We start from the raw sequence: 18,402 nt of genomic DNA, 5'->3' as shown, positions 1-18,402 counted from the left end.
GTCAGTCCTTCCAAGGAGATATGCCGACGCGAAGGTCGCGGCCTGAAGCGGCCAGGTCGATGGCCTTGGCCATGTCGTCTATCGGGAACTGGGTGCCGACCAGGTCATCCACCCTGAGCTCGCCCGCGGAGATCATTTCGGCGATCTTCGTGAAGCCGTCGAGCCGGCACGAGGAGGCGCCCACGACGGACCACTCGTTGTAGTGGATGTCGTTGGCCGGGATCTCCAGCACGCTGCCCTCGCCACCGAACCCCGCGAACATGCTGACCCTGGCACCGGGCGCCAGACAGGTCAGGTAGGGATGCACGGCGTCGAGCCGCCCCACGGCGGCGATGAGCACGTCGACGCCCGCCCCGCCGGTCCACTCCAGCACGTCGGCCGCGGCGCCTTCGCCGGGGGACAGCGCGAGCTCGGCCCCGGACGCCAGCGCGGCTTCGAGCCGCTCCGGGATCGGATCGACCGCCACGACCCGCGGGACGCCCAGCTCCCTGGCCAGCCGTACGTGCATGAGCCCCAGCGGCCCGCACCCGCTGACCAGCATGGTCTCCGCGCCCGGCGCGCCGGCCAGCAGCTGGCCGTTGTAGGCGCAGGCCAGGGGCTCCACGATGGCGGCCTCCGCGGCGGACACGCCGGGCACGGGCACCAGGTTGCCCGCCTCGACCGCCTGCGCGGGCACCCGGACGTACTGGGAGAAACCGCCGGGCAGTTGGTAGCCGAAGGCGACCCGGTTGCGGCAGATGTTGCCGCGGTCCTTGACACACGCCACGCAGGCGCCGCACGGCACCAGCGGATAGACCGCCACCTGGTCCCCGATGGACAGCCCGGCCGGCAGGGCGCCGGCCACCTCGGCGATCGTCCCGGCGAACTCGTGACCCATCACGGTGGGATAGGTGACGTTCCGCTTCTTGGTGCCCTGGTAGATACGGATGTCGGTGCCGCACACGAGGGAGCTCTCCACGCGGACCAGGACGTCGCCCGGCTCCAGCGCGGGCCGCTCGACCTGGGACACGTCCAGGCGCTCTGGGGCGCGCAACACTGCCTGTTTCATCATGGCCTCTCGCTCGGTGGGGGTCGGTCGTCGCTGCCTGCGGGTCGGTGGGGGTCGGTGCGTGCGGGTCGGCGGGAGGGCGGTGGTCATTGCATGTCGGTCGGTGGGAGGTCCGTCGTCGGGCACACCACGATCCGCAGGTCGCCGCCGCTCGCCGCGCGCAGGGCGGCCAGCGCCTCGGGGTCGGCCCCGTCGTCGGTGAGGAGCGTCCAGGGGCGATCGATCGGCGACCAGTAGGAGCTGGCGTCGTCCAGGAGCTTGGCGGAGTCGGCCACCACGACCAGCCGGCGCGTGTGCTGGCTCATCAGCGTCTTCAGCGAGCTCTGCTCGAAGGTGCGCGAGGCGATGCCCCGGGTGGGATGCACGGCGTCGGCGCCCAGGAAGGCGATGTCCGCGTACAGCCCCCTGACCATCTCCTCAGCCCCCGGACCCGTCATGGTCTGGTTGATGCGGCGCAGCCGCCCGCCCATCACCACGACGTCGACACCCTCCTCCTCCACCAGCGTGTTGACCGCCCCGAGGCCGTTGGTGAAGACGGTGAGCCCGGACTTGCCCAGCAGGTAGCGGGCCAGCCGCTCGGTGGTCGTGCCGGCGTCGAGCAGGACCACCTGGTCGTCCTCGACGTACTCGGCGGCCTGGCGGGCGATCGCGTCCTTCTGCCGTACGTGCTTCATGCGGCGCTGGCGTACGGAGATCTCGGTGGTGCCGCCGCCGAGCACCGCCCCGCCGTACGTCCTGGTGATGCGGCCTTCCTCGCGCAGCTGGGCGAGGTCGCGGCGGACCGTGGCGAGGGAGACGTCGAGCGTCTCGCTCAGCCGCTCCACCTCGACGGTGCCGTCCGTGTGGGCGGCGAGGAGCTCCATGATGCGCTCGCGGCGCGCCCTGCTGGGCAAACGGCTCACCGTGCACCACCTTCTGGATGATTGAATCGGTCATTTTGATGATTGTATCGAGCAGAGTTGCTTGTCAAGTCTCTGCGCGAATCGCTCATTGATATGAGCGTTTAACTCGGAACGACGCCCTGATTGCGCGTTTGTTTCCAGGTCTTGACAGCGAGGTTGCGTGTAACGAGCATCCTGTTAACCACATCACAGCACGGCAGGCTCTGAGCGAAACGATCAAATTGGTGCCGTGCCGTAATCTCGCGAGGAGGTCAGCATGGTGAAGCACGAGACCGCCGCAGCGCCACGATCACCGGCTCCCGACAGGGGCCGGGCAACCCGTGTGCGGTGGGTGGTGGCGGCCTTCTGCTTCGGCGGACTCGCCATCAACTACGTCGACCGGGCCGCGCTCTCCGTCGCCCTGCCCTTCATGACCCAGGACCTGAGCCTCACCCCGACCGAGCAGGGGCTGATCCTCAGCGCGTTCTCCTGGACGTACGCGGTGATGCAGCTGCCCGCGGGCTGGCTCATCGACCGGTTCGGCGCCCGGATCATGTACGGGGCGTGCGTGCTGTGGTGGTCGGTGTTCACCGGGCTCACCGCGCTGGCCAGCAGCTTCGGCGTGCTGCTGGGCTTCAGGCTCGGCCTCGGCATCGGCGAGAGCGGCGCCTATCCGGCCAGCGCCAAGGCGGTGTCGCTGTGGTTCCCGCCCAGTGAGCGGGGGAGGGCGACCGCTTTCTATGACAGTGGCGCCCGCATCGGGTCCGCGCTGGCGGTGCCGATCATCACGGCGATCATCGCGGGGTTCGGGTGGCATGCGGCGTTCGTGGTGATGGCCGCTCTGGGGGTGCTGTGGACGATCGGGTGGTGGTCGTACTACCGCTCACCGAAGTCCCACCCCAAGCCGAACGCCGCCGAACGCGCCCACATCACCGGCACGTCCGCCGCTACCTCGACCGGCACGTCTGTCGACACCTCGTCCGCTACCTCGACCGGTACGTCTGTCGAGAGCTCGTCCGCTACCTCGACCGGTACGTCTGTCGAGAGCTCGTCCGCTACCTCGCCCGGCGCCTCCGGTGGCGCCCCGACCGGCACGCCCGGTACTTCTTTCGCGCCGGAGCGGCGTGGGAGCGTGGCGTGGTTGCTGCGGCACCGCGTGGTCTGGGGCATGATCGGCGGCTTCTCCTGCCTGAACTTCGTGGTCACCTTCTTCCTCACCTGGTTCCCGAGCTACCTCGTCCAGGATCGCGGCTTCGACCTGCTCAAGCTGGGCTTCTTCGGCATGATCCCCGGTCTGACGGCCGTGGCGGGTGGCTGGGCGGGCGGGATCGCCGGTGACTGGCTGCTCAAGCGCGGCTGGAGCCTCACCAGGGCCAGGAAGACCTGCCTGGTGGCGGGCATGCTGCTGAGTTCCACTGTCGCGGCCGCCGTCCTGGTGGAGAGCGCCGCGCTGGCACTGACCCTGCTGAGCATCAGCTACGCCGCGATCGCGTTCGCCATCGTGTCGCTCTGGTGCCTGCCCGCCGACGTCGCGCCCGCGCACCAGGTCGCCACGCTCGGCGGGTTGCAGAACTTCGCGGCCAACATCGCCAGCGCGCTCAGCCCGATCGTCATCGGCGCCCTCGCCCAGGCCACGGGGTCGTTCGTGGTCCCGCTGCTGGTGACCGGTGTGGTGGCGGTGCTGGGCGCGCTCTGCTTCGGCCTCCTGATCCGCAAGGTGGAGCCGATCGCCGGCTGACCATCAGGCGAAGAAGAGCATCGGGCGGAAGAGAGCGTCAGGCGACGAAGAAAGAAGGGCCCGCTTCTCGTTGTCAGGGCGGTTTCAAGGGGTCGTTGCAACACCGCTGGTGTTTTAGGTGGTCAGTAGATCACGCAAGCGCTCGGCTGGGGTGTCCCAGTCGAGCGTTTTGCGTGGACGTCCGTTGAGTTCTTGGGCGACGTGTTCCAGGTCCTCGGGCCCGTAGACGCTCAGATCGGTGCTTTTGGGGAAGTATTGCCGGAGCAGGCCGTTGGTGTTCTCGTTGGTGCCGCGCTGCCAGGGCGAGTGTGGGTCGCAGAAGTAGACGGCCATGTCGGTGGCCATGGTGAACTGCTTGTGCTGGGCCATCTCGCAGCCCTGGTCCCAGGTCAGTGACCCGCGTAGGTGGGCCGGCAGGGTCGACATCGTCTGGATCAATCCGTCGCGGACCTGCTCAGCGTCATGGCCGTGGGGCAGGTGCACCAGCATGGTGTAGCGGGTGGTCCGCTCGACCAGGGTGGCGATCGCGGACTGGTTGTTCGCGCCGATGATCAGGTCGCCCTCCCAGTGGCCGGGCACGGCACGGTCTTCGACCTCGGCGGGCCGGTCGGCGATCATCACCATCTCCTCGACGAACCGATGCTGCCGCTGCCCTGGCTGGCGTTGCGGTTTGCGGCGGGTCCTGCCGGTCCGCAACGCTCTTTGAACCTCGCGTTTGAGGCCGCCGCGGGCCTGAAAATACAGGGCTTGGTAGATCGTCTCGTGGCTCACGCGCATGCTCTCGTCATCGGGGAAGTCCTTGACGAGCCTGTGGGAGATCTGCTCGGGAGACAACTTCCGTTCCAGACCTTGTTCGACCTGCTCACGCAACACTCTATGGTCGACCAGCTTGCAGGTCTTGGGGCGGGCCCGCGCGGCGGCAGCGGCTCGGTGAGCCCGGTGCGGCGGGTAGACACCCTCGAGCGAGTGCCGAGCGATCTCACGCGAGACCGTCGACTTGTGCTTGCCGATCCCCTCAGCGATCTCGGTGACCGTCTGCTTGTTGATCAACCCGTCGGCGATCGCCAGCCGGTCGGTCAACGACAGATACCGGCTATGAACCTCGGCCTCGACAGGATCGATCATGGAAGCCTTGTAGCGGGTACCCGAGCCCGAGTCCACAACCGTGCCGTCGGGATAGACCCGTGTGTTGTTGGACTTGCGAACACCCCTGCGCCAGTCCCGTCCGGTACGTGGATGTACGCCCACCTCCCGCGCGGCCCGCGCCGATGGCCAACCCTGCCCGATCAGCTCCAGGAACCGCCGCTTGGCCGCTTCCTTACCCGCAGGCCTCGCCTCGGCCGCCATCACCCCGGCACCGACCAGGACCCGCCGGGCAGCCCCATGACTCAGCCCAGCGGCGATCGCCGCCCGGTTGACGCTCCCCGACTCCGCGAAGACCGCGAGCACCCGCCGGCGATGCTCGTCGGTCACCACGGTCTTGGCACGCCCCGTCCCCCGACCATCCGCCCGCAAGATCGCATACGCGCGCGAACTCGGCAGGCCCAACGCCGTCGCCGCCGACCGCACCGAAACCCCGGCATCGACCAGCCTCAACAACTCATCGCACTCACGCGATGACCCCTCCGACAACGACATGGTCGTCGCAACTCCTCAGATCGAGGTGTTGCGACGACCACATGAACCCGAGCAGAAGCGGGCCCCTCGCTAGTTCGCTAGGGGGTTACGGTGATGCGAGTCGTGGCGGGCGGGGCGATCGGATTGTCGCGGCCCAGCTGGTCGACGAAGGCGTCGATGTCCAGCGGCCCGCTCCAGAGGTCCGTACCGTCCTTGAAGCCGAGGAAGGCGTCACCGCCGCCGACCAGGAAGTTGTTGGCCGCGACCCGGATCGTCTGCGCGTCTGTCACCGCGACGCCGTCGATCTTCATGTTCGACACCTTGGACCCCCACGCCGCGCCGCTGCTGTAGGTATAGGTGAAGTTCGCCGACGGCTGGAGGATCTTGGTGAACGGCTGGGCATTCGGCCCGCCGGTGAACTGCTGCTCCAGGACCGTCTTGAGCTGCGCACCGGTCAGCGTCACGACCTGCATCAGGTTGTTGAACGGCTGCACGGTGAACGCCTCGCCATAGGTGACCACGCCGTCGCCCTCGCCCGCCGCGGAGCCGGCGAAGGTGAGCGAGGCCCGAACGCCACCCGGGTTCATCAGGGCGATCTGCGCGTTTCCGCCGGTCTTGGTGGCGGCCAGCTGGCCGTCGGCGATGAGGTCGCCGAGCGCGGACTCGCCGCTGGGGGCCGCGGTGTTGGTGATGTCCGCGGTGATCCGGCCGACGGGCTTGTTGGCGACCGGGGCGACCCGGTCCTTCCAGGTCTGCACGAAGGCGGAAATTTCGGGATCCGGGGTGACCGTACGGGTCACGATCTGGTTGTCCGCCACCACCGAGGCGCGGTCGATGTCCCGCGTCTTGACGTTCACGTTGAGATCGACCTTCGTGATGACGCGGCCGAACGAGCCACCCTGCGAGTACAGGCGGTCCTGACCTGCGGGGTCCTTGACCTTGCACAGGTACGCCTGGTGCGAGTGGCCGCTGAGAATCACGTCGATCTCGGGGTCGACCTGCGTGGCGATGCGGTTGCCCGCGCCCGGGACGGCGCTGCAGGCGTCCGGCGACTGGCCCGCCGTCACCTGGTCACCCTCATGCACGAGTACGACCTGGGCCTTGACGCCCACCAGCTTGAGCAGCTTGGACGCCAGGTTCGCGGCCTTGACCTCGTCCACGAACTTGAGGTTCTTGATGCCCTCGGCGGTGACGATGTTCGGGGTGGTCTGGGTGACCAGGCCGATGAAGCCGATCGGCACGCCGTTCATCCACTTGACGCTGACCGGCGGCAGGGCGGGCACGCCCCAGTCGCTCATCAGCTTCTTGACCTGGCTCTGCGGCGCGCCCAGCGCCGCGAGCGCGTCGGACTTCTCGTTCGGGTTCTTGAACAGCACGTTGGCGCCGACGTAGTCGTACTGGGCGCCCTTCCACGTGCCGGCCGGCGAGCACCCGTCCACCGGGTGGCAGCCGCCCTTCATGATCCGGCGCAGCTCCGTGTATCCCTCGTCGAACTCGTGGTTGCCGACCGCGGCCACCTTGAGCCCGAGCTTGCCCATGAACTCGACGGACGGCTCGTCGTGGTAGGCCGCCGAGATCAGCGGACTCGCGCCGATCAGGTCGCCCTGGGCCACCGCGATCGTGTTCTTGTCGCTGAGGGCCTTCATGTGCGTGGCGACGTACGCGGCGCCGCCCGCCTCGACGGTGGCGCCGTTCTCGTCGACCATCCGGCCGGAGGATCCGGTCGGGGGTTCGAGGTTGCCGTGGAAGTCGTTGAGCGCGAGCAGCCGTACCGGAACGGTCTTGGGTGCCTTGCTCGCGTTCGCGGGGGCGGTCGCCGCGGCGAACCCGCCCGCGGCGACGGCTCCGGCCAGCACTAGCCGGAGGAGGGAACGTGAGGTCATGGCCTAAGACGTTACGGCCGGAACCTATGCAGCCAATGTCGCAAAGGTAACGATTCATCGGCCCGCCACATGGCGTTATTTGCCAGCAGTACCCCTAGAGTTCGGACTGTGACAGCGCACGTGGAGATCAGACAACGACTTGATGACCGCGAAATCGCTCAGGTGCTCGGCGTGGTGGACGCGGCGACGGAGGCCGACGGCGTCCGCCCGCTCAACGAGCATGTCATGCTCCACCTGCGCTATGGCGGTGATCCGCAGGCCCGTTCCCTGCTCTTGTACGACGAAGATGAGGCTTTGGTGGGCTATGCCCACATAGATCCCACCGACGAGGTCGAGGGTCCCAGCGGCGAACTGGCCATCCACCCGGCTCGCCGCCGGAAGGGGCATGGCACGCGGCTGCTGCGGGCCGTACTCGAGGTGTCGGGTGGCAGCCTGCGCCTGTGGGCGCACGGCGATCATGAGGGCGCGGGCGTCCTGGCGGCGTCGGCGGGGTTCGAGCGCGTGCGCTCGCTCTGGCAGATGCGCCGGTCCCTGTCCTCGCCGCTGCCCGCTTTCGAGATGCCTGAGGGAGTACGGCTGCGCACCTTCGTACCAGGTCAGGACGAGGAGGCGTGGCTCAAGGTCAACGCCGCGGCCTTCGCCCACCACCCAGAACAGGGCGCCTGGACGGCGAGCGACCTGCGCCAGCGCGAGCAGGAGCCCTGGTTCGACCCGGAGGGCTTCTTCCTGGCCTTCCGCGGCGAGCGGCTGGCCGGCTTCCACTGGACCAAGATCCACGGCTCGTCGGAGCACGGCCACGAACCGATCGGCGAGGTGTACGTCGTCGGCGTCGACCCCTCCCAGCAGGGCACCGGGCTGGGCAAGGCGCTCACGCTGGCGGGTCTGGACCATCTACGCGCGCGTGGCCTCGCCCAGGCGATGCTCTACGTGGACGAGGCCAACACGGCGGCGATCCGCCTGTACGAGTCCCTGGGCTTCGACCGCTGGGACGTCGACGTGATGTATGCCGTTATTCCACCACCCAATGCAGGGCAAAGTAGGACACAGCGGCCACCAGAGCCGCAGCCGGAATCGTAAGGATCCACCCGGTCACGATGTTGCCCGCGACGCCCCAGCGCACGGCCGAGAGCCGCTTGGTGGCGCCGACGCCCATGATCGCCGAGGTGATCGTGTGCGTGGTGGAGATGGGCGCCCCGAACCCGATCGCCGCCGTGTACAGGACCACTGCCGCCGCGGACTCGGCGGCGAAGCCCTGCGGCGGGTCGAGCGCGATGATCCGGCGGCCCAGCGTACGCATGATGCGCCAGCCGCCGGAGTACGTGCCGAGCGAGATCGCCCCCGCCGACGCGAGGATGACCCACTGCGGGATCTCCGACCCCGGGCTGATGTAGCCGCCGACGACGAGGGACAGGAAGATGACGCCCATCGTCTTCTGCGCGTCCTGCAGGCCGTGGCCGAGCGCCATGGCGGCGGCCGAGACGGTCTGCGCGTAGCGGAAGCCGCGGTTGGTCTTGCCGGGCTGGCTGTTGCGGAAGATCCAATATATTGCGATCATGATCGCGCCGGCCAGCGTGAACCCGAGCAGCGGCGAGAGCACCATCGGGACCACCACCTTCTCCAGCACGCCGTCCCAGTGGACGGCACTGGCCGACGCGAGGGCCGCGCCGACCAGGCCACCGATGAGGGCGTGGCTGGAGGAGGAGGGCAGGCCGAAGTACCAGGTGATCAGGTTCCAGCAGATGGCGCCGATGAGCGCCGAGGCCACGATGACCAGGCCATGCGAGCCGTCCGGCGCGTCGATGATGCCCTTGCCGACGGTCGCGGCGACCTGGGTGCCCAGGTGGGCGCCGATGAAGTTCATCGCGGCGGCCATGAACAACGCGGCCCTGGGCGTGAGCGCGCGAGTCGAGACCGAGGTCGCGATGGCGTTCGCCGCGTCGTGGAACCCGTTGGTGTAGTCGAAGGCCAGTGCGATGACGACCACGCCGATGACGAGGGCGAGCGAAAGGTCCACAGAGGTTAGCTTTCCTTGACCGCGATCGACTCGACCGTGTTGGCGACGTGCTCGAAGGCGTCGGCCGCCTCTTCGAGCGCGTCGACGACCTCCTTCATCTTCATGACCGTCAACGCGTCGTACTCACCGCTGAACAGCTTGGCCAGCAGCCTTCTGTAGACCTGGTCGCCCTGGTTTTCCAACCGGTTGACCTCGATCCAGTACTCGTTGAGGTTCTTCATCGACCGCAGGCGCGGCATCGCCTCGGCGGTCAGTTCGGCGGCCCGCTCCAGCACCTCCACCTGGCGGACGACGTCCTTGGGGAGGTGATCGATCTGGTAGAGCACGATGAGATCGGATGCCGCCTCCATGGCGTCCATCACGTCATCGAGGTTCGAGGCGAGGCGGTAGATGTCCTCACGGTCGAACGGAGTGATGAAGCTCTCATTGAGGCGGTTCATGATCGCATGGGTGCGTTCGTCCCCGGCGTGCTCGCAGGCGCGCATCTTTTCGGCCAGGGTTTCCCTGTCCGATCCCTCACTAATGATCTCGACCAATAGACGGGATGCCGTGACCAGGTTGTTCGCGGAGTCGGCGAACAGGTCATAGTAGCTGTCCTCACGTGGCGTGAGACGCAGGCGCACGTCGTTCTCCAGATGTGCGGGGATGGTCCGTGGTAGAGAGTACGGGTTACCAGGAGAAATGCGAACTTCATGTCCCCTTCTCCTACTGGCTACCCTCCGTATGGTGTGCGACACCGGGCCAGTTGGTACTTTGGTTGCCCTTTTTCCACGGCGATGTGGGGGAGACTTGGCCGTGGGTTGCGGTCACCGCTTGTCCAGTCCATCTTGGTGACATTTCCGGACCACCGCTAGTCCGGTCGTGGGTTGTTGGGGCGTGTCTTCGGACGTCTTGCGGCTTCGGACGTCTTGTGGCTTCGGACGTCTTGTGGCTTCGGACGTCTTGTGTCTACCGGCAGGCGCATCGCCGCTGCTCATAGGTCGGACGCTGGAGACGCGCTGCTCTCCGCAAGCCGCCCGCCAGTTTTCAGAGGCGCCCCGCCGGCTACCCGAGACCCGCCAGTACGTCGGGGGACGCCCGCCAGCCACCTGAGACACGCCGGCACTCCGGGGGACGCCCGCACCTACTCCGGGGGACGCCCGCACCCCAGGCAAGCCCCCAACAGCACAGCACAGCTCGCGCTCAAACGCCCCAGAGCATCCGACCTTCGTCAGAGACCTTCAACGGATCATCATCATCAGATCTTCGTCCGATGGAAGTTCCGGAACGATCGGGAGGGCGTCGGCCCCCGCTGCCCCTGGTACCGCGACCCGTACTTCGACGACCCGTACGGATGCTCAGCCGGCGAACTCAACCGAAACACACACAGCTGCCCGATCTTCATCCCCGGCCACAGCTTGATCGGCAACGTGGCCACATTGGACAGCTCCAACGTGACGTGCCCACTGAACCCCGGATCGATGAACCCGGCAGTCGAGTGAGTCAACAACCCGAGCCGCCCCAGCGAACTCTTCCCCTCCAGCCGCGACGCCAGGTGATCGGGCAGGCTGATCACCTCGTACGACGAGGCCAGCACGAACTCCCCGGGATGCAGAATGAACGGATCATCCCCGTCAGGCTCCACCATCCGCGTCAGATCCGGCTGCTCCACGGACGGATCGATATGCGGATACCGATGATTCTCAAACACCCGGAAGAACCGATCGAGCCGGACGTCGATACTGGACGGTTGAATCATGTCCCGATCGAACGGATCGAGGGCCAGGCGTCCCGAGTCGATCTCGGCCATGATGTCGCGGTCAGATAGCAGCACGCAGAGCAACCTACCGCGTGCCGGTGGGAAACTCGGGGGGCACGGCTGGCTGATGTGGGCCGAGTTTCCGCTAGAGTGGTGGTCGCGGCTACGGCCGATGCGGGTGTAGTTCAATGGCAGAACATCAGCTTCCCAAGCTGACAGCGCGGGTTCGATTCCCGTCACCCGCTCTCATAGTGAAAGCCCAGGTAGACCGATCAACTCGGTGCCTGGGCTTTGATCTTGTCTAGGGTTGTTGATCTCTGCGTGCCATTAGCGTGCCATTAGGTCTGCGATCAGCCGACCGGGGCGAGCACATCAGGCGGATCATCCTCGCCGTCTTCGCGTGCCCGTTCGTGCCCGATCAAGTGCTTGTCGATCGCTTCCGTGATCACCTTGTCGGCACCTCTGACGGCGTGCTGGTAGATCATCGCGGCTCTGACGTTGTCGTGACCCATCCGGGCCATCAGGTCCTTGAGCCCCGCCCCGGACTCTGCGGCGATCATGTTCCCGGTGTGACGGAGATCATGGAAATGCAGACCAGGAAGGCCGAGCGCGCGTACGGCCTCCGTCCATCCGGCCAGCTTGTTGAAGCCGCTCCGCCGCATTGGACCGCCCTTGATGCCCGCGAACACGAGAGAGCCCTGTTCCGGCTTGACGAAGATCTGCAGGTGCTCCCGGAGCGCCGGGATGATCGCCTGCGGGATGCCGACCACGCGCCGGCCAGCCTTGGATTTTGGCGGCCCGATCACCAACTCGCCGGTGGAGCGCTCGACGTATGCGGCCTTGATCCGTACCGTTCCGGCGTCGAGGTCAATGTCACTGCGGGTCAGCGCGGTGATCTCACCCCATCGCAGGCTCGCGAAGGTGGCCAGCAGGACGAAGGCCCGGAAGCGCCGGTTGTGGATGCCGTCGGCCTGTCCTTTGTGAAGCATCTTCCAAAGAGCCTGCTCGGCTGCTGCTCGTGTGGTGAAGACCTCGGGATGAGTTCGCATCTCGCCATGCCGCTGGAACCGGAGCCGGTACGCCTTGCCGGACTTCCGGATGTTGCCGATAGGGCGACGCCCGATCGCGTCGGCCAGGGCGAAGACCTGAGACACGGTGAGGACGGGCCGTTCCTCCGCCTTCTCGTCACCGGCCCCGCGGATCCTGCACGGGTTGCGCGAGATGATCCGGTCGTCTTCGGCTGCGGTCATCAGGACGGCGCGTAGCAGCCGGTAAGCCTTGGCCGCCATGCTGACCGAGACACCCTTGCTCAAAAGATCAGCACGCCACTGCCGAATCATCGCCGTCGAGAGCTTCCCGAGGGGAACCGCGCCGAGGTGCGGGGCGATGTGCTTCTTGAGCAGCCAGCGGTACAGGTCCACCGTCCTGGGCCGGAGGCCGGGGCGCTGGTCGATCCAGATTGCCGAATACTCAGCGAGCTTGATCTTGCTCCGCTCCGGATCCGTCCACTCACCGGAGAGGATCTGTCCCTCGATCAGGGTGAGCGCCCTATCCGCATCGCCCTTGCGCTCGTAGGTGTCCTCTCCGGTCCTGATGCGCCCGTCCGGACCGGGGTAACGGATCTGGAACCGGCCAGAGGGCAGCTTCCGGATGTTGCCGAAACGGCGATGGTTGTCCTTGTTCGCCATCAGGCGGCCTTCCCGGTTGCGTCGAAGGTCGTCATGGGCGCGACGGTGCCCGCGACGACGAAGGTGATCAGCGCTGACTCACGGATGCGGACGTGCCGCCCGACCTTCACGAACTCGATGCGACGTTCGGCGATGAGTCGGCGCACGAAGCGAACCGAGGTGTGCAGCAGCTTGGCCGCCTCTGGCACGGTGAACAGTTGGTCCAAAGTCGCCTCCTTCAGGCCGCTGGTCGAGTTGCCGAAAGATTCTGTTCTTCGAGTCGTTGCAGGTGAGCGCGCCAGCGTTGGCGCTCTGCGACGGATCGGAGTAGCCGGACGCCGATCGGGGCGAGATCGGGGTCACCAGCCTTGATGGGACGCCAGACGTACCGGTGCGGGTCGGGTGTCTCGTCCGGTTGCCCGAGAGCTTCAAGCACCCAAGTGCGGCGATCCTGCTTGTGTTCTGCCAGCGTCTTGTTCGACCACTTCCGGCTGACCAGGACGCGACGGCCCGCGTAGCCGAGGTGTTCCGGTTTGTGCGCCTTGGACCGGCAGTGGCCGGGCACCATCCCGGCTTTGGCGCTCTTGGGCTGCATGCCGTACCGCAGCCAGTTAGGGCAGGTGGGTGAGCACGGCTCGTAGCGCAGGGCATCGACGAACCGGGCTGCGTGCTCCCGCTGCGCCTGACCGTCCAAGGTCTCCCCGAGACTCTTGGTGAGGTACTTGGACAGGTACCGGATGCACTGGTCCGCGTCCGGCGACCCGGCGAGCACACCCTTGACGTCCACTTGATCGCCGAAGCGGATCACATGCATGGGCTCGTCCCCGAGCTGGTCGAGAGCTTCGTCCCAGGTGGGCAGGACCTCGCCCGTGCCAGGGTCGAGATAGCCGATGCCGTCGTTCCAGACGGGCAGGTGCTCGCCCTCGAAGCGTGCTTCGTCGGCCTGGGGCCACCAGACCTGGTGATAGGTGGCCGCCGCTATCTGCTTGATCTCCGCGCGTGGCAGAGTGCCGCGGATGGCCATGTGCAGGTGCGGCGCGAGCCGCTTCTGAGGCTCCACAGTGGCGAAGTACTGCACGTCATAGCCCGCCACACGGCGAAGATTCTGCACGAACCGGTCCACGAGCTTGGAGAAGTGCAGCGCATCGCGGGCCGCCCGCACGTAGTCGTAGCTGTCAGGATCGACGGGCGCGCCGTTCATGACCTTGCCATAGCCGGGCAGGGTGAGCGTGACGAACAGCGAGGGCCGGTAGGTCTTGCCGTCCGCAGCCTCGAAGGTCCGCCCCAGCGTGGTGCTGGCCATCTTCTGCTTGGGGAGGTCCGGTGCGTCCTGGCGGCGCTTGGTCGAGCGGACCCGCTTGGAGGCCGTACGACCCAGCACGTTCCCCCGCATCCCAGCCTCGTTGATCTCGATGTCGAGCCCGGTGAGCACGGCGTCCAAGTCGGTGGTGTCGCCGCCGGCCTTTTCCTCGCTGTCCCGCTTCGCCTGCATGTCAGCCCGGAACTCGACGAGCCAGCGCTGCCCGTCGGTCGGCTCGTCGGGCGTGATGATGGGCTCCTCGTCGAGGTGCCAGCCCTCACGGCACTGGGCCATGCGGAGCTGCCGGTTGCGCTTCGCGCAGGGAGGGCACTTGCTCTCCAGCGGTGAGCCGCACGGGACATCGACGACCTCTGTCTTGCCGGTGGTCATGTCGAGCCGCTTGAGGGCGATAGGACGGATGCAGACGCCGTGCAGCTTGGCGATCTCCTCGGCCACATCGCGGGCGAGCGGTTGAGCCATGCGGACAGCGCGCGGAGTCTTTCGGTCGGTCAACGGACCTCCTCTCCGATCTCGGGGAAGGCGAGCGCGGTCTGTCCGCACTCGCGGCACTCGACCAGGCCACGCAGCGGGTCGAGCCACAGGACATTGAGGGCGCGGCAAACAGCGCAGCGCAGGCCATCGAGGAAGTGGGCGAGCGTCATTCGACCTCACCGACCATCGCGCGGATGTCCTCGTCGGAGACGTACGCCGCCCGGACGCGAATCGGATCGGGACTGGTCTCCAGCCGGACGTAGCCGACGCCAGCGCCCCTCTCAGGACGAGGGGAGATCAGGTCGGCCAGCGCGCCGCGATCTCTCGCCCCGTCGCCGAGAACCATGTCCACCTGTTCCGACTCGTCGAGCCGAAGGGCGATCTTGTCCGGGAAGAGGTTGCGGATGTTCATGACCTCCTTGCGCGGGTCTTGGAGAGCCGCCAGGACGCCGAAGCCGACCGCGCGCCCCTGGGTGGTCAGCGTGGCCAGGGCGGCGGAGATACGCTGCCTGAGCTGCTTGTCGGACTGGTACGCGGTCAGGAACGCCACCTCGTCGACCACAACTAGGACGAAGGGATGGTCGAGGGTCGGCGTGTGCGAGCGTTGCGCCCCGGCGAAACGAGCCGCGCGCTTCTGCATGACGCTCACGGCCTCGTCGAGCAGGTCAGCACAGTCAGCGGGATCGGCCGCGTACCGACCGCCGAAGAGCGCCTTCCCGTACGACAGTTCCATCAGCTTCGGATCGAGCGCCCAGACCTCCACTAGGCCCGCCCGCATGGCAGGCAGGAGCCCACGCACCACTGACCAGATGATCGAGCCCTTGCCCGCCCCGGTGGCACCAGCGACCAGGACGTGAGTTCCGTGCACCCGGAGCAGCCAAGGAGAGCCGTCCTCCTGCTTGCCGACCTCGACCGGTCCCACGGTCGGTATGTCTGAAACGGGAAGCGCCGGTATCGGTGTGGCCAGCGGATCACGGCGTGGGAAGGTCAGCACGAGACGACCGGCCTTCGCCACCGAGACCCGGCATGACTCCGAGCCGAAGCCATGGGAAAGGTTCTCGATCTTGTCGGTCCAGTCCTTGACTGCCTGGCCGTCGAGCATGCGGACGGTAATCCGGTCGGCCCACGAGTCGCAGGTGACCTTGACCAGCCGTGGAACGTACTCCCGTCCGCGTATGTGCCGAGCCAGACCGGAGACGGTCATGACCGGCTGCCAGTGTCGCCGGTAGATCCAGAACCAGCGTGCGAACGCCATCAGTCGCCAGCCGACCCACCGCGCGAACGTGGGCCTGTCGAGGATCGCCCAGGCGATCAGTCCGGCGAGGGCCGGAGTGACGAGCAGCAGCGCGACGCGCCAGCCGTACGCGAAACAGAGCGCGCCCGGAACGGCGGCCACGGTCAGTGCGAACGGATGCCGCCAGACGAGGCGAACCAGACCGGCGACGAACCGCGCGGTGAAGATGATGAGAGTGATGATCGCCGGGGTAGGGACCACGGCCGGTTTGAAGACCACCGCCGTGTCAGGGGTGGTGGAGACGATGCGGTGCGGCTCGTCGCCGGGCAACCTCTTGAACATTAGGGTGAAGTCCTTCCAAGCATGTGGTGTGTGCGGAAGACCGAGGGGCCGCCGGAAGTTGCCGCTTCCTGCGGCCCCGCTGAACATCAGGCCGCCTCGTCCGCGGTGGCCTTGGCTGTCTGCTCGGAGTGCAGTCGCTCGCAGTCAGCGAGATATCGAGCGGCGGTGTTGAAGATCTCCTGAGCGACGGTGAGGTCCTGATCGGTCACAGGTCCCGCGGTTGAGACGGTCACGGAGGCGTCCGAGGTGTCCAGGTCGAAGCAGGGCCTGCCGCCCTCGCCCAGCCAGGCACGAGCCCGCAGGTCCACCGAGTTGAAATAGACGCCAACCCGCGAGGGCTCGCCCGGACGCATGGACACGGTGATGTAGGTGTACGGGTTACGAGTCATCGGCCCGCCACCCCCAGCCCGTTCGGCAGGCCGTGGAACATGCGCTCCACCGCGCTGGCGAACATCGCGGCCTCGCGCGCCAGACTCCGAGCGAACTCGACGTCGTCGAGGGTGACGTGATCGTTCGCTGAGGTGGTGACAAGCACCTGAGTGCCGCCGAAGACCAGCCCCAGGACGGGCGATCGCAGTGGATACGGATGGTTGCGCACGTCGGCGCCCTGACCGGCCTTGAGATTGATCGTGCTGGCCGGGAAAACCTTGCGCCGCCCCATCACGCCGCGTCCTTGCTCGCGGTCGCCTTGGCAGCGGGACGAGGAGCGCGCATCTCGCGAACCTTGATCGAGTACGCCAGCCGCCCGGCCTGGTTGACGTACGGCGTGACCGCCATGTGGTCGAAGTCCACCGGCGTGAACGGCAGCCCCGGCATGGGAGCCGGAGGAACTGGCTGCACCGGGTTGAGGATCTTCACGGCCACCGTCTTCTGAGCGGCCTTGAGCGACGGGTCCGCGTCCATGACGGTGACCTGCCAGACGAGCTCGCCCGACTGCTTGTCGCGTGCCTGGACGAAGCGCCCGTTGGTCGAGGCGTCGAAGTCCTTGACGGGCTCGACCTCGCCAACGATGTAGCAGCCGTGCGGGAAGACCATGTCGAACGTGACGGGGATGGGACCTTGCAGTGCCATGAGGCTTGCTCCTAGCTTGTCGTCTTGTCGCTAACTCGTATTGTCGAGTTGTCATGAAGGTACCCATGGGTCGACGACTTGACAACACGAGTTAGCGGGAAATCTTCAAGATCTTTTTATGCGTCCGACAAATCAGCCCATAAGTCATTGCGACAAAGTGCGGCGATCGGAACATAACCGGCAACGGGCCTGACATAGGCTCACAAATTAGGAAAATAGAGCCCTAAAGCGAATAATCATCCTAAATGTGGCTGAGCGTAGGGCAGCAAGAAGGCCGCAGGAACGGGCTATGAGCTAGAGCGAATATGAGTCTTCTAGCTCGTGAAGGTCGCCGGGCAGCACCAAGTCCACGACAAGTACGGGCCGTCCTCCGCCATTGAACACACTCGCCAGCACCCCGAGAATTGGCGTGGTCTTGCGGATCTCCATGAGCTTGGCCTCGTCGGTCGAGGGGTGTCGGGCACTCAGACGTTCGACGACGTGTTGGAGCTTGAGACCCTTGCTTGCCGCGAGATGCTGCCTGATGCCGGCTGACAGTGGCGCTGCCTCGCTGAGCTGCGTGCCATCGGCGTGATGTGCCGGGCACCAGACGGTAACGAGGTCGGTGGGCTGCTCAGCGTCGCGAAACAGGACGCGACGCCGTACCACGGGAGCCCCCTCGGGCACGTCAAGGAGCTTCGCCACCGAGGCGGTCGCGGTGAGTGGTCCGGCGTCAACGACCGAGCAGTTCTCCTCGGCTTCCACTCGATCTAGGACAGCCCGCCCAGGCCGGGTGCTCTGATCCGCCGAGACGGGCGGAGTCGCCCTTACGAAGGATCCCTTGCCGTGCTCCCGCTCGATGATGCCCCGAAGCTGGAGGACTTGGAGCGCCCGCACGACGGTGGGACGGCTCACCCTGAACTCACGGACAAGCTGAGTCTCGGAAGGCAGCAGAGAGCCCGGGGGATAGGTTCCGTCCGCGATCTTCTGCCTGATCGCCTGCACGATCTGGGCGTACTTCGGCGGCGCGAACTCTTCAGACGACATGACGACCATCCAACAACTCGACTTGTCGTTAAGCCTAGTTCGAGTTGGACGGCCTGTCTTCCCCTCAGGCGAGGAAACGTTCGGCATGGTGGGGGACTATCTGACTGCGCAACAGACGTCCCCCACCAACCGAGACGCGACGGCCACGGGCACCCGGTATAAGCCCACCGTCACGCCTGCTTTATCGAGCCCCACCGTCGAGCAGAGCCAGCCAGACACCTTGTGCCTCGCTGAACCGCCATCGGTAGGTCTCATGGCTCTGCATCGACCTGTGGCTCCGCTGAGTTCTGCGGATGTAGGCCTGGCCGGCTGCATGGCAGAGCTCGTACACCGTGTCCACGCAGTCGCAGG

General features: G+C 66.6%; 18 protein-coding genes and 1 tRNA gene. 3 read left to right on the top strand and 16 right to left on the bottom strand.

The genetic code is table 11. The features are described 5' to 3' along the window. Position 1 precedes the first annotated feature (1 nt). Positions 2–1,051 carry an alcohol dehydrogenase catalytic domain-containing protein gene (locus ACIBO2_RS54340; protein ID WP_397304987.1) on the bottom strand — a complete coding sequence of 350 codons (1,050 nt, stop codon included), beginning with the start codon at positions 1,049–1,051 and terminating at the stop codon, positions 2–4. A gap of 83 nt (positions 1,052–1,134) precedes the next feature. After that, positions 1,135–1,950 carry a DeoR/GlpR family DNA-binding transcription regulator gene (locus ACIBO2_RS54335; protein ID WP_397304986.1) on the bottom strand — a complete coding sequence of 272 codons (816 nt, stop codon included), beginning with the start codon at positions 1,948–1,950 and terminating at the stop codon, positions 1,135–1,137. 256 nt (positions 1,951–2,206) lie between these two features. On the opposite strand from ACIBO2_RS54335, the gene ACIBO2_RS54330 reads away from it, so the two are divergent. Then, on the top strand, positions 2,207–3,667 hold the full coding sequence (locus ACIBO2_RS54330) for an MFS transporter (RefSeq protein ID WP_358553293.1): 1,461 nt from the start codon (positions 2,207–2,209) through the stop codon (positions 3,665–3,667). Between the two features lie 114 nt (positions 3,668–3,781). Here the strand turns inward: ACIBO2_RS54330 and ACIBO2_RS54325 are convergent, their stop codons facing one another. Beyond that, on the bottom strand, positions 3,782–4,792 hold the full coding sequence (locus ACIBO2_RS54325; protein ID WP_397305020.1) for an IS30 family transposase: 1,011 nt from the start codon (positions 4,790–4,792) through the stop codon (positions 3,782–3,784). 590 nt (positions 4,793–5,382) lie between these two features. Next, entirely contained in the window at positions 5,383–7,167 is a 1,785-nt protein-coding gene (locus ACIBO2_RS54320) for a bifunctional metallophosphatase/5'-nucleotidase (protein WP_397304985.1), read from the bottom strand. Between the two features lie 108 nt (positions 7,168–7,275). Here ACIBO2_RS54320 and mshD point away from each other — a divergent pair, with 108 nt between their 5' ends. Continuing rightward, entirely contained in the window at positions 7,276–8,244 is a 969-nt protein-coding gene (gene mshD / locus ACIBO2_RS54315; RefSeq protein WP_358553297.1) for a mycothiol synthase, read from the top strand. Here the strand turns inward: mshD and ACIBO2_RS54310 are convergent. The 3 genes from ACIBO2_RS54310 to dcd form a co-directional block, all read right to left on the bottom strand. Next, the gene (locus ACIBO2_RS54310) at positions 8,177–9,181 is read right to left on the bottom strand and encodes an inorganic phosphate transporter (protein ID WP_357959007.1); all 1,005 of its coding nucleotides are present in this window, start codon (positions 9,179–9,181) and stop codon (positions 8,177–8,179) included. The genes mshD and ACIBO2_RS54310 overlap by 68 nt on opposite strands. A gap of 5 nt (positions 9,182–9,186) precedes the next feature. Next, on the bottom strand, positions 9,187–9,804 hold the full coding sequence (locus ACIBO2_RS54305; protein ID WP_225294450.1) for a DUF47 domain-containing protein: 618 nt from the start codon (positions 9,802–9,804) through the stop codon (positions 9,187–9,189). Positions 9,805–10,418: 614 nt separating this feature from the next. Next, positions 10,419–10,994: a dCTP deaminase gene (gene dcd, locus ACIBO2_RS54300; protein ID WP_358553299.1), complete on the bottom strand. Its 576-nt coding sequence runs from the start codon at positions 10,992–10,994 to the stop codon at positions 10,419–10,421. A gap of 99 nt (positions 10,995–11,093) precedes the next feature. Between dcd and ACIBO2_RS54295 the strand changes: the two genes are divergently transcribed. Beyond that, positions 11,094–11,164 (top strand) — tRNA-Gly (locus ACIBO2_RS54295). Between the two features lie 105 nt (positions 11,165–11,269). Here the strand turns inward: ACIBO2_RS54295 and ACIBO2_RS54290 are convergent. The 9 genes from ACIBO2_RS54290 to ACIBO2_RS54250 all read right to left on the bottom strand — a co-directional run bounded on the left by ACIBO2_RS54290 (position 11,270) and on the right by ACIBO2_RS54250 (position 18,060). Next, complete coding sequence (locus ACIBO2_RS54290; protein ID WP_397304984.1) at positions 11,270–12,607, bottom strand: tyrosine-type recombinase/integrase; 1,338 nt, start codon at positions 12,605–12,607, stop codon at positions 11,270–11,272. After that, positions 12,607–12,813 carry a helix-turn-helix domain-containing protein gene (locus tag ACIBO2_RS54285; RefSeq protein ID WP_397304983.1) on the bottom strand — a complete coding sequence of 69 codons (207 nt, stop codon included), beginning with the start codon at positions 12,811–12,813 and terminating at the stop codon, positions 12,607–12,609. The genes ACIBO2_RS54290 and ACIBO2_RS54285 overlap by 1 nt, the downstream gene beginning before the upstream one ends. 11 nt (positions 12,814–12,824) lie before the next feature. Next, positions 12,825–14,366 (bottom strand): replication initiator, encoded by a 1,542-nt coding sequence (locus ACIBO2_RS54280; protein ID WP_397305021.1) that lies wholly within the window; start codon positions 14,364–14,366, stop codon positions 12,825–12,827. Positions 14,367–14,395: 29 nt separating this feature from the next. Next, complete coding sequence (locus ACIBO2_RS54275) at positions 14,396–14,548, bottom strand: hypothetical protein (protein ID WP_397304982.1); 153 nt, start codon at positions 14,546–14,548, stop codon at positions 14,396–14,398. Further along, on the bottom strand, positions 14,545–15,954 hold the full coding sequence (locus ACIBO2_RS54270; RefSeq protein ID WP_397304981.1) for an FtsK/SpoIIIE domain-containing protein: 1,410 nt from the start codon (positions 15,952–15,954) through the stop codon (positions 14,545–14,547). Before ACIBO2_RS54270 ends, ACIBO2_RS54275 begins: the two co-directional genes overlap by 4 nt. Positions 15,955–16,040: 86 nt before the next feature. Next, a complete protein-coding gene (locus ACIBO2_RS54265) occupies positions 16,041–16,343 on the bottom strand; it encodes a hypothetical protein (protein ID WP_397304980.1) in 303 nt (100 codons plus the stop codon). Next, positions 16,340–16,615: a hypothetical protein gene (locus tag ACIBO2_RS54260; protein WP_397304979.1), complete on the bottom strand. Its 276-nt coding sequence runs from the start codon at positions 16,613–16,615 to the stop codon at positions 16,340–16,342. Before ACIBO2_RS54260 ends, ACIBO2_RS54265 begins: the two co-directional genes overlap by 4 nt. Then, a complete protein-coding gene (locus tag ACIBO2_RS54255; RefSeq protein WP_397304978.1) occupies positions 16,615–17,025 on the bottom strand; it encodes a plasmid replication, integration and excision activator in 411 nt (136 codons plus the stop codon). Before ACIBO2_RS54255 ends, ACIBO2_RS54260 begins: the two co-directional genes overlap by 1 nt. A gap of 294 nt (positions 17,026–17,319) precedes the next feature. Next, positions 17,320–18,060, bottom strand: a complete 741-nt coding sequence (locus ACIBO2_RS54250) for a GntR family transcriptional regulator (RefSeq protein WP_397304977.1) — start codon at positions 18,058–18,060, stop codon at positions 17,320–17,322. Positions 18,061–18,402 lie beyond the last annotated feature (342 nt).

It is taken from the genome of Nonomuraea sp. NPDC050022 (genome assembly GCF_044460705.1).
Classification (GTDB): domain Bacteria; phylum Actinomycetota; class Actinomycetes; order Streptosporangiales; family Streptosporangiaceae; genus Nonomuraea.
Note: the sequence above shows the minus strand (reverse complement) of the source record. Positions and strands in the feature narration are given on the sequence as shown.

Excerpts from the sequence above, each read along its gene's own strand:
- ACIBO2_RS54340 (WP_397304987.1), bottom strand. The coding sequence starts at position 1,051 with ATGATGAAACAGGCAGTGTTGCGCGCCCCAGAGCGCCTGGACGTGTCC.
- ACIBO2_RS54265 (WP_397304980.1), bottom strand. The coding sequence starts at position 16,343 with ATGACTCGTAACCCGTACACCTACATCACCGTGTCCATGCGTCCGGGC.
- ACIBO2_RS54320 (WP_397304985.1), bottom strand. The coding sequence starts at position 7,167 with ATGACCTCACGTTCCCTCCTCCGGCTAGTGCTGGCCGGAGCCGTCGCC.
- ACIBO2_RS54325 (WP_397305020.1), bottom strand. The coding sequence starts at position 4,792 with ATGATCGATCCTGTCGAGGCCGAGGTTCATAGCCGGTATCTGTCGTTG.
- ACIBO2_RS54255 (WP_397304978.1), bottom strand. The coding sequence starts at position 17,025 with ATGGCACTGCAAGGTCCCATCCCCGTCACGTTCGACATGGTCTTCCCG.
- ACIBO2_RS54290 (WP_397304984.1), bottom strand. The coding sequence starts at position 12,607 with ATGGCGAACAAGGACAACCATCGCCGTTTCGGCAACATCCGGAAGCTG.
- ACIBO2_RS54260 (WP_397304979.1), bottom strand. The coding sequence starts at position 16,615 with ATGGGGCGGCGCAAGGTTTTCCCGGCCAGCACGATCAATCTCAAGGCC.
- ACIBO2_RS54330 (WP_358553293.1), top strand. The coding sequence starts at position 2,207 with ATGGTGAAGCACGAGACCGCCGCAGCGCCACGATCACCGGCTCCCGAC.
- ACIBO2_RS54275 (WP_397304982.1), bottom strand. The coding sequence starts at position 14,548 with ATGACGCTCGCCCACTTCCTCGATGGCCTGCGCTGCGCTGTTTGCCGC.
- ACIBO2_RS54270 (WP_397304981.1), bottom strand. The coding sequence starts at position 15,954 with ATGTTCAAGAGGTTGCCCGGCGACGAGCCGCACCGCATCGTCTCCACC.
- ACIBO2_RS54250 (WP_397304977.1), bottom strand. The coding sequence starts at position 18,060 with ATGGTCGTCATGTCGTCTGAAGAGTTCGCGCCGCCGAAGTACGCCCAG.
- ACIBO2_RS54280 (WP_397305021.1), bottom strand. The coding sequence starts at position 14,366 with ATGGCTCAACCGCTCGCCCGCGATGTGGCCGAGGAGATCGCCAAGCTG.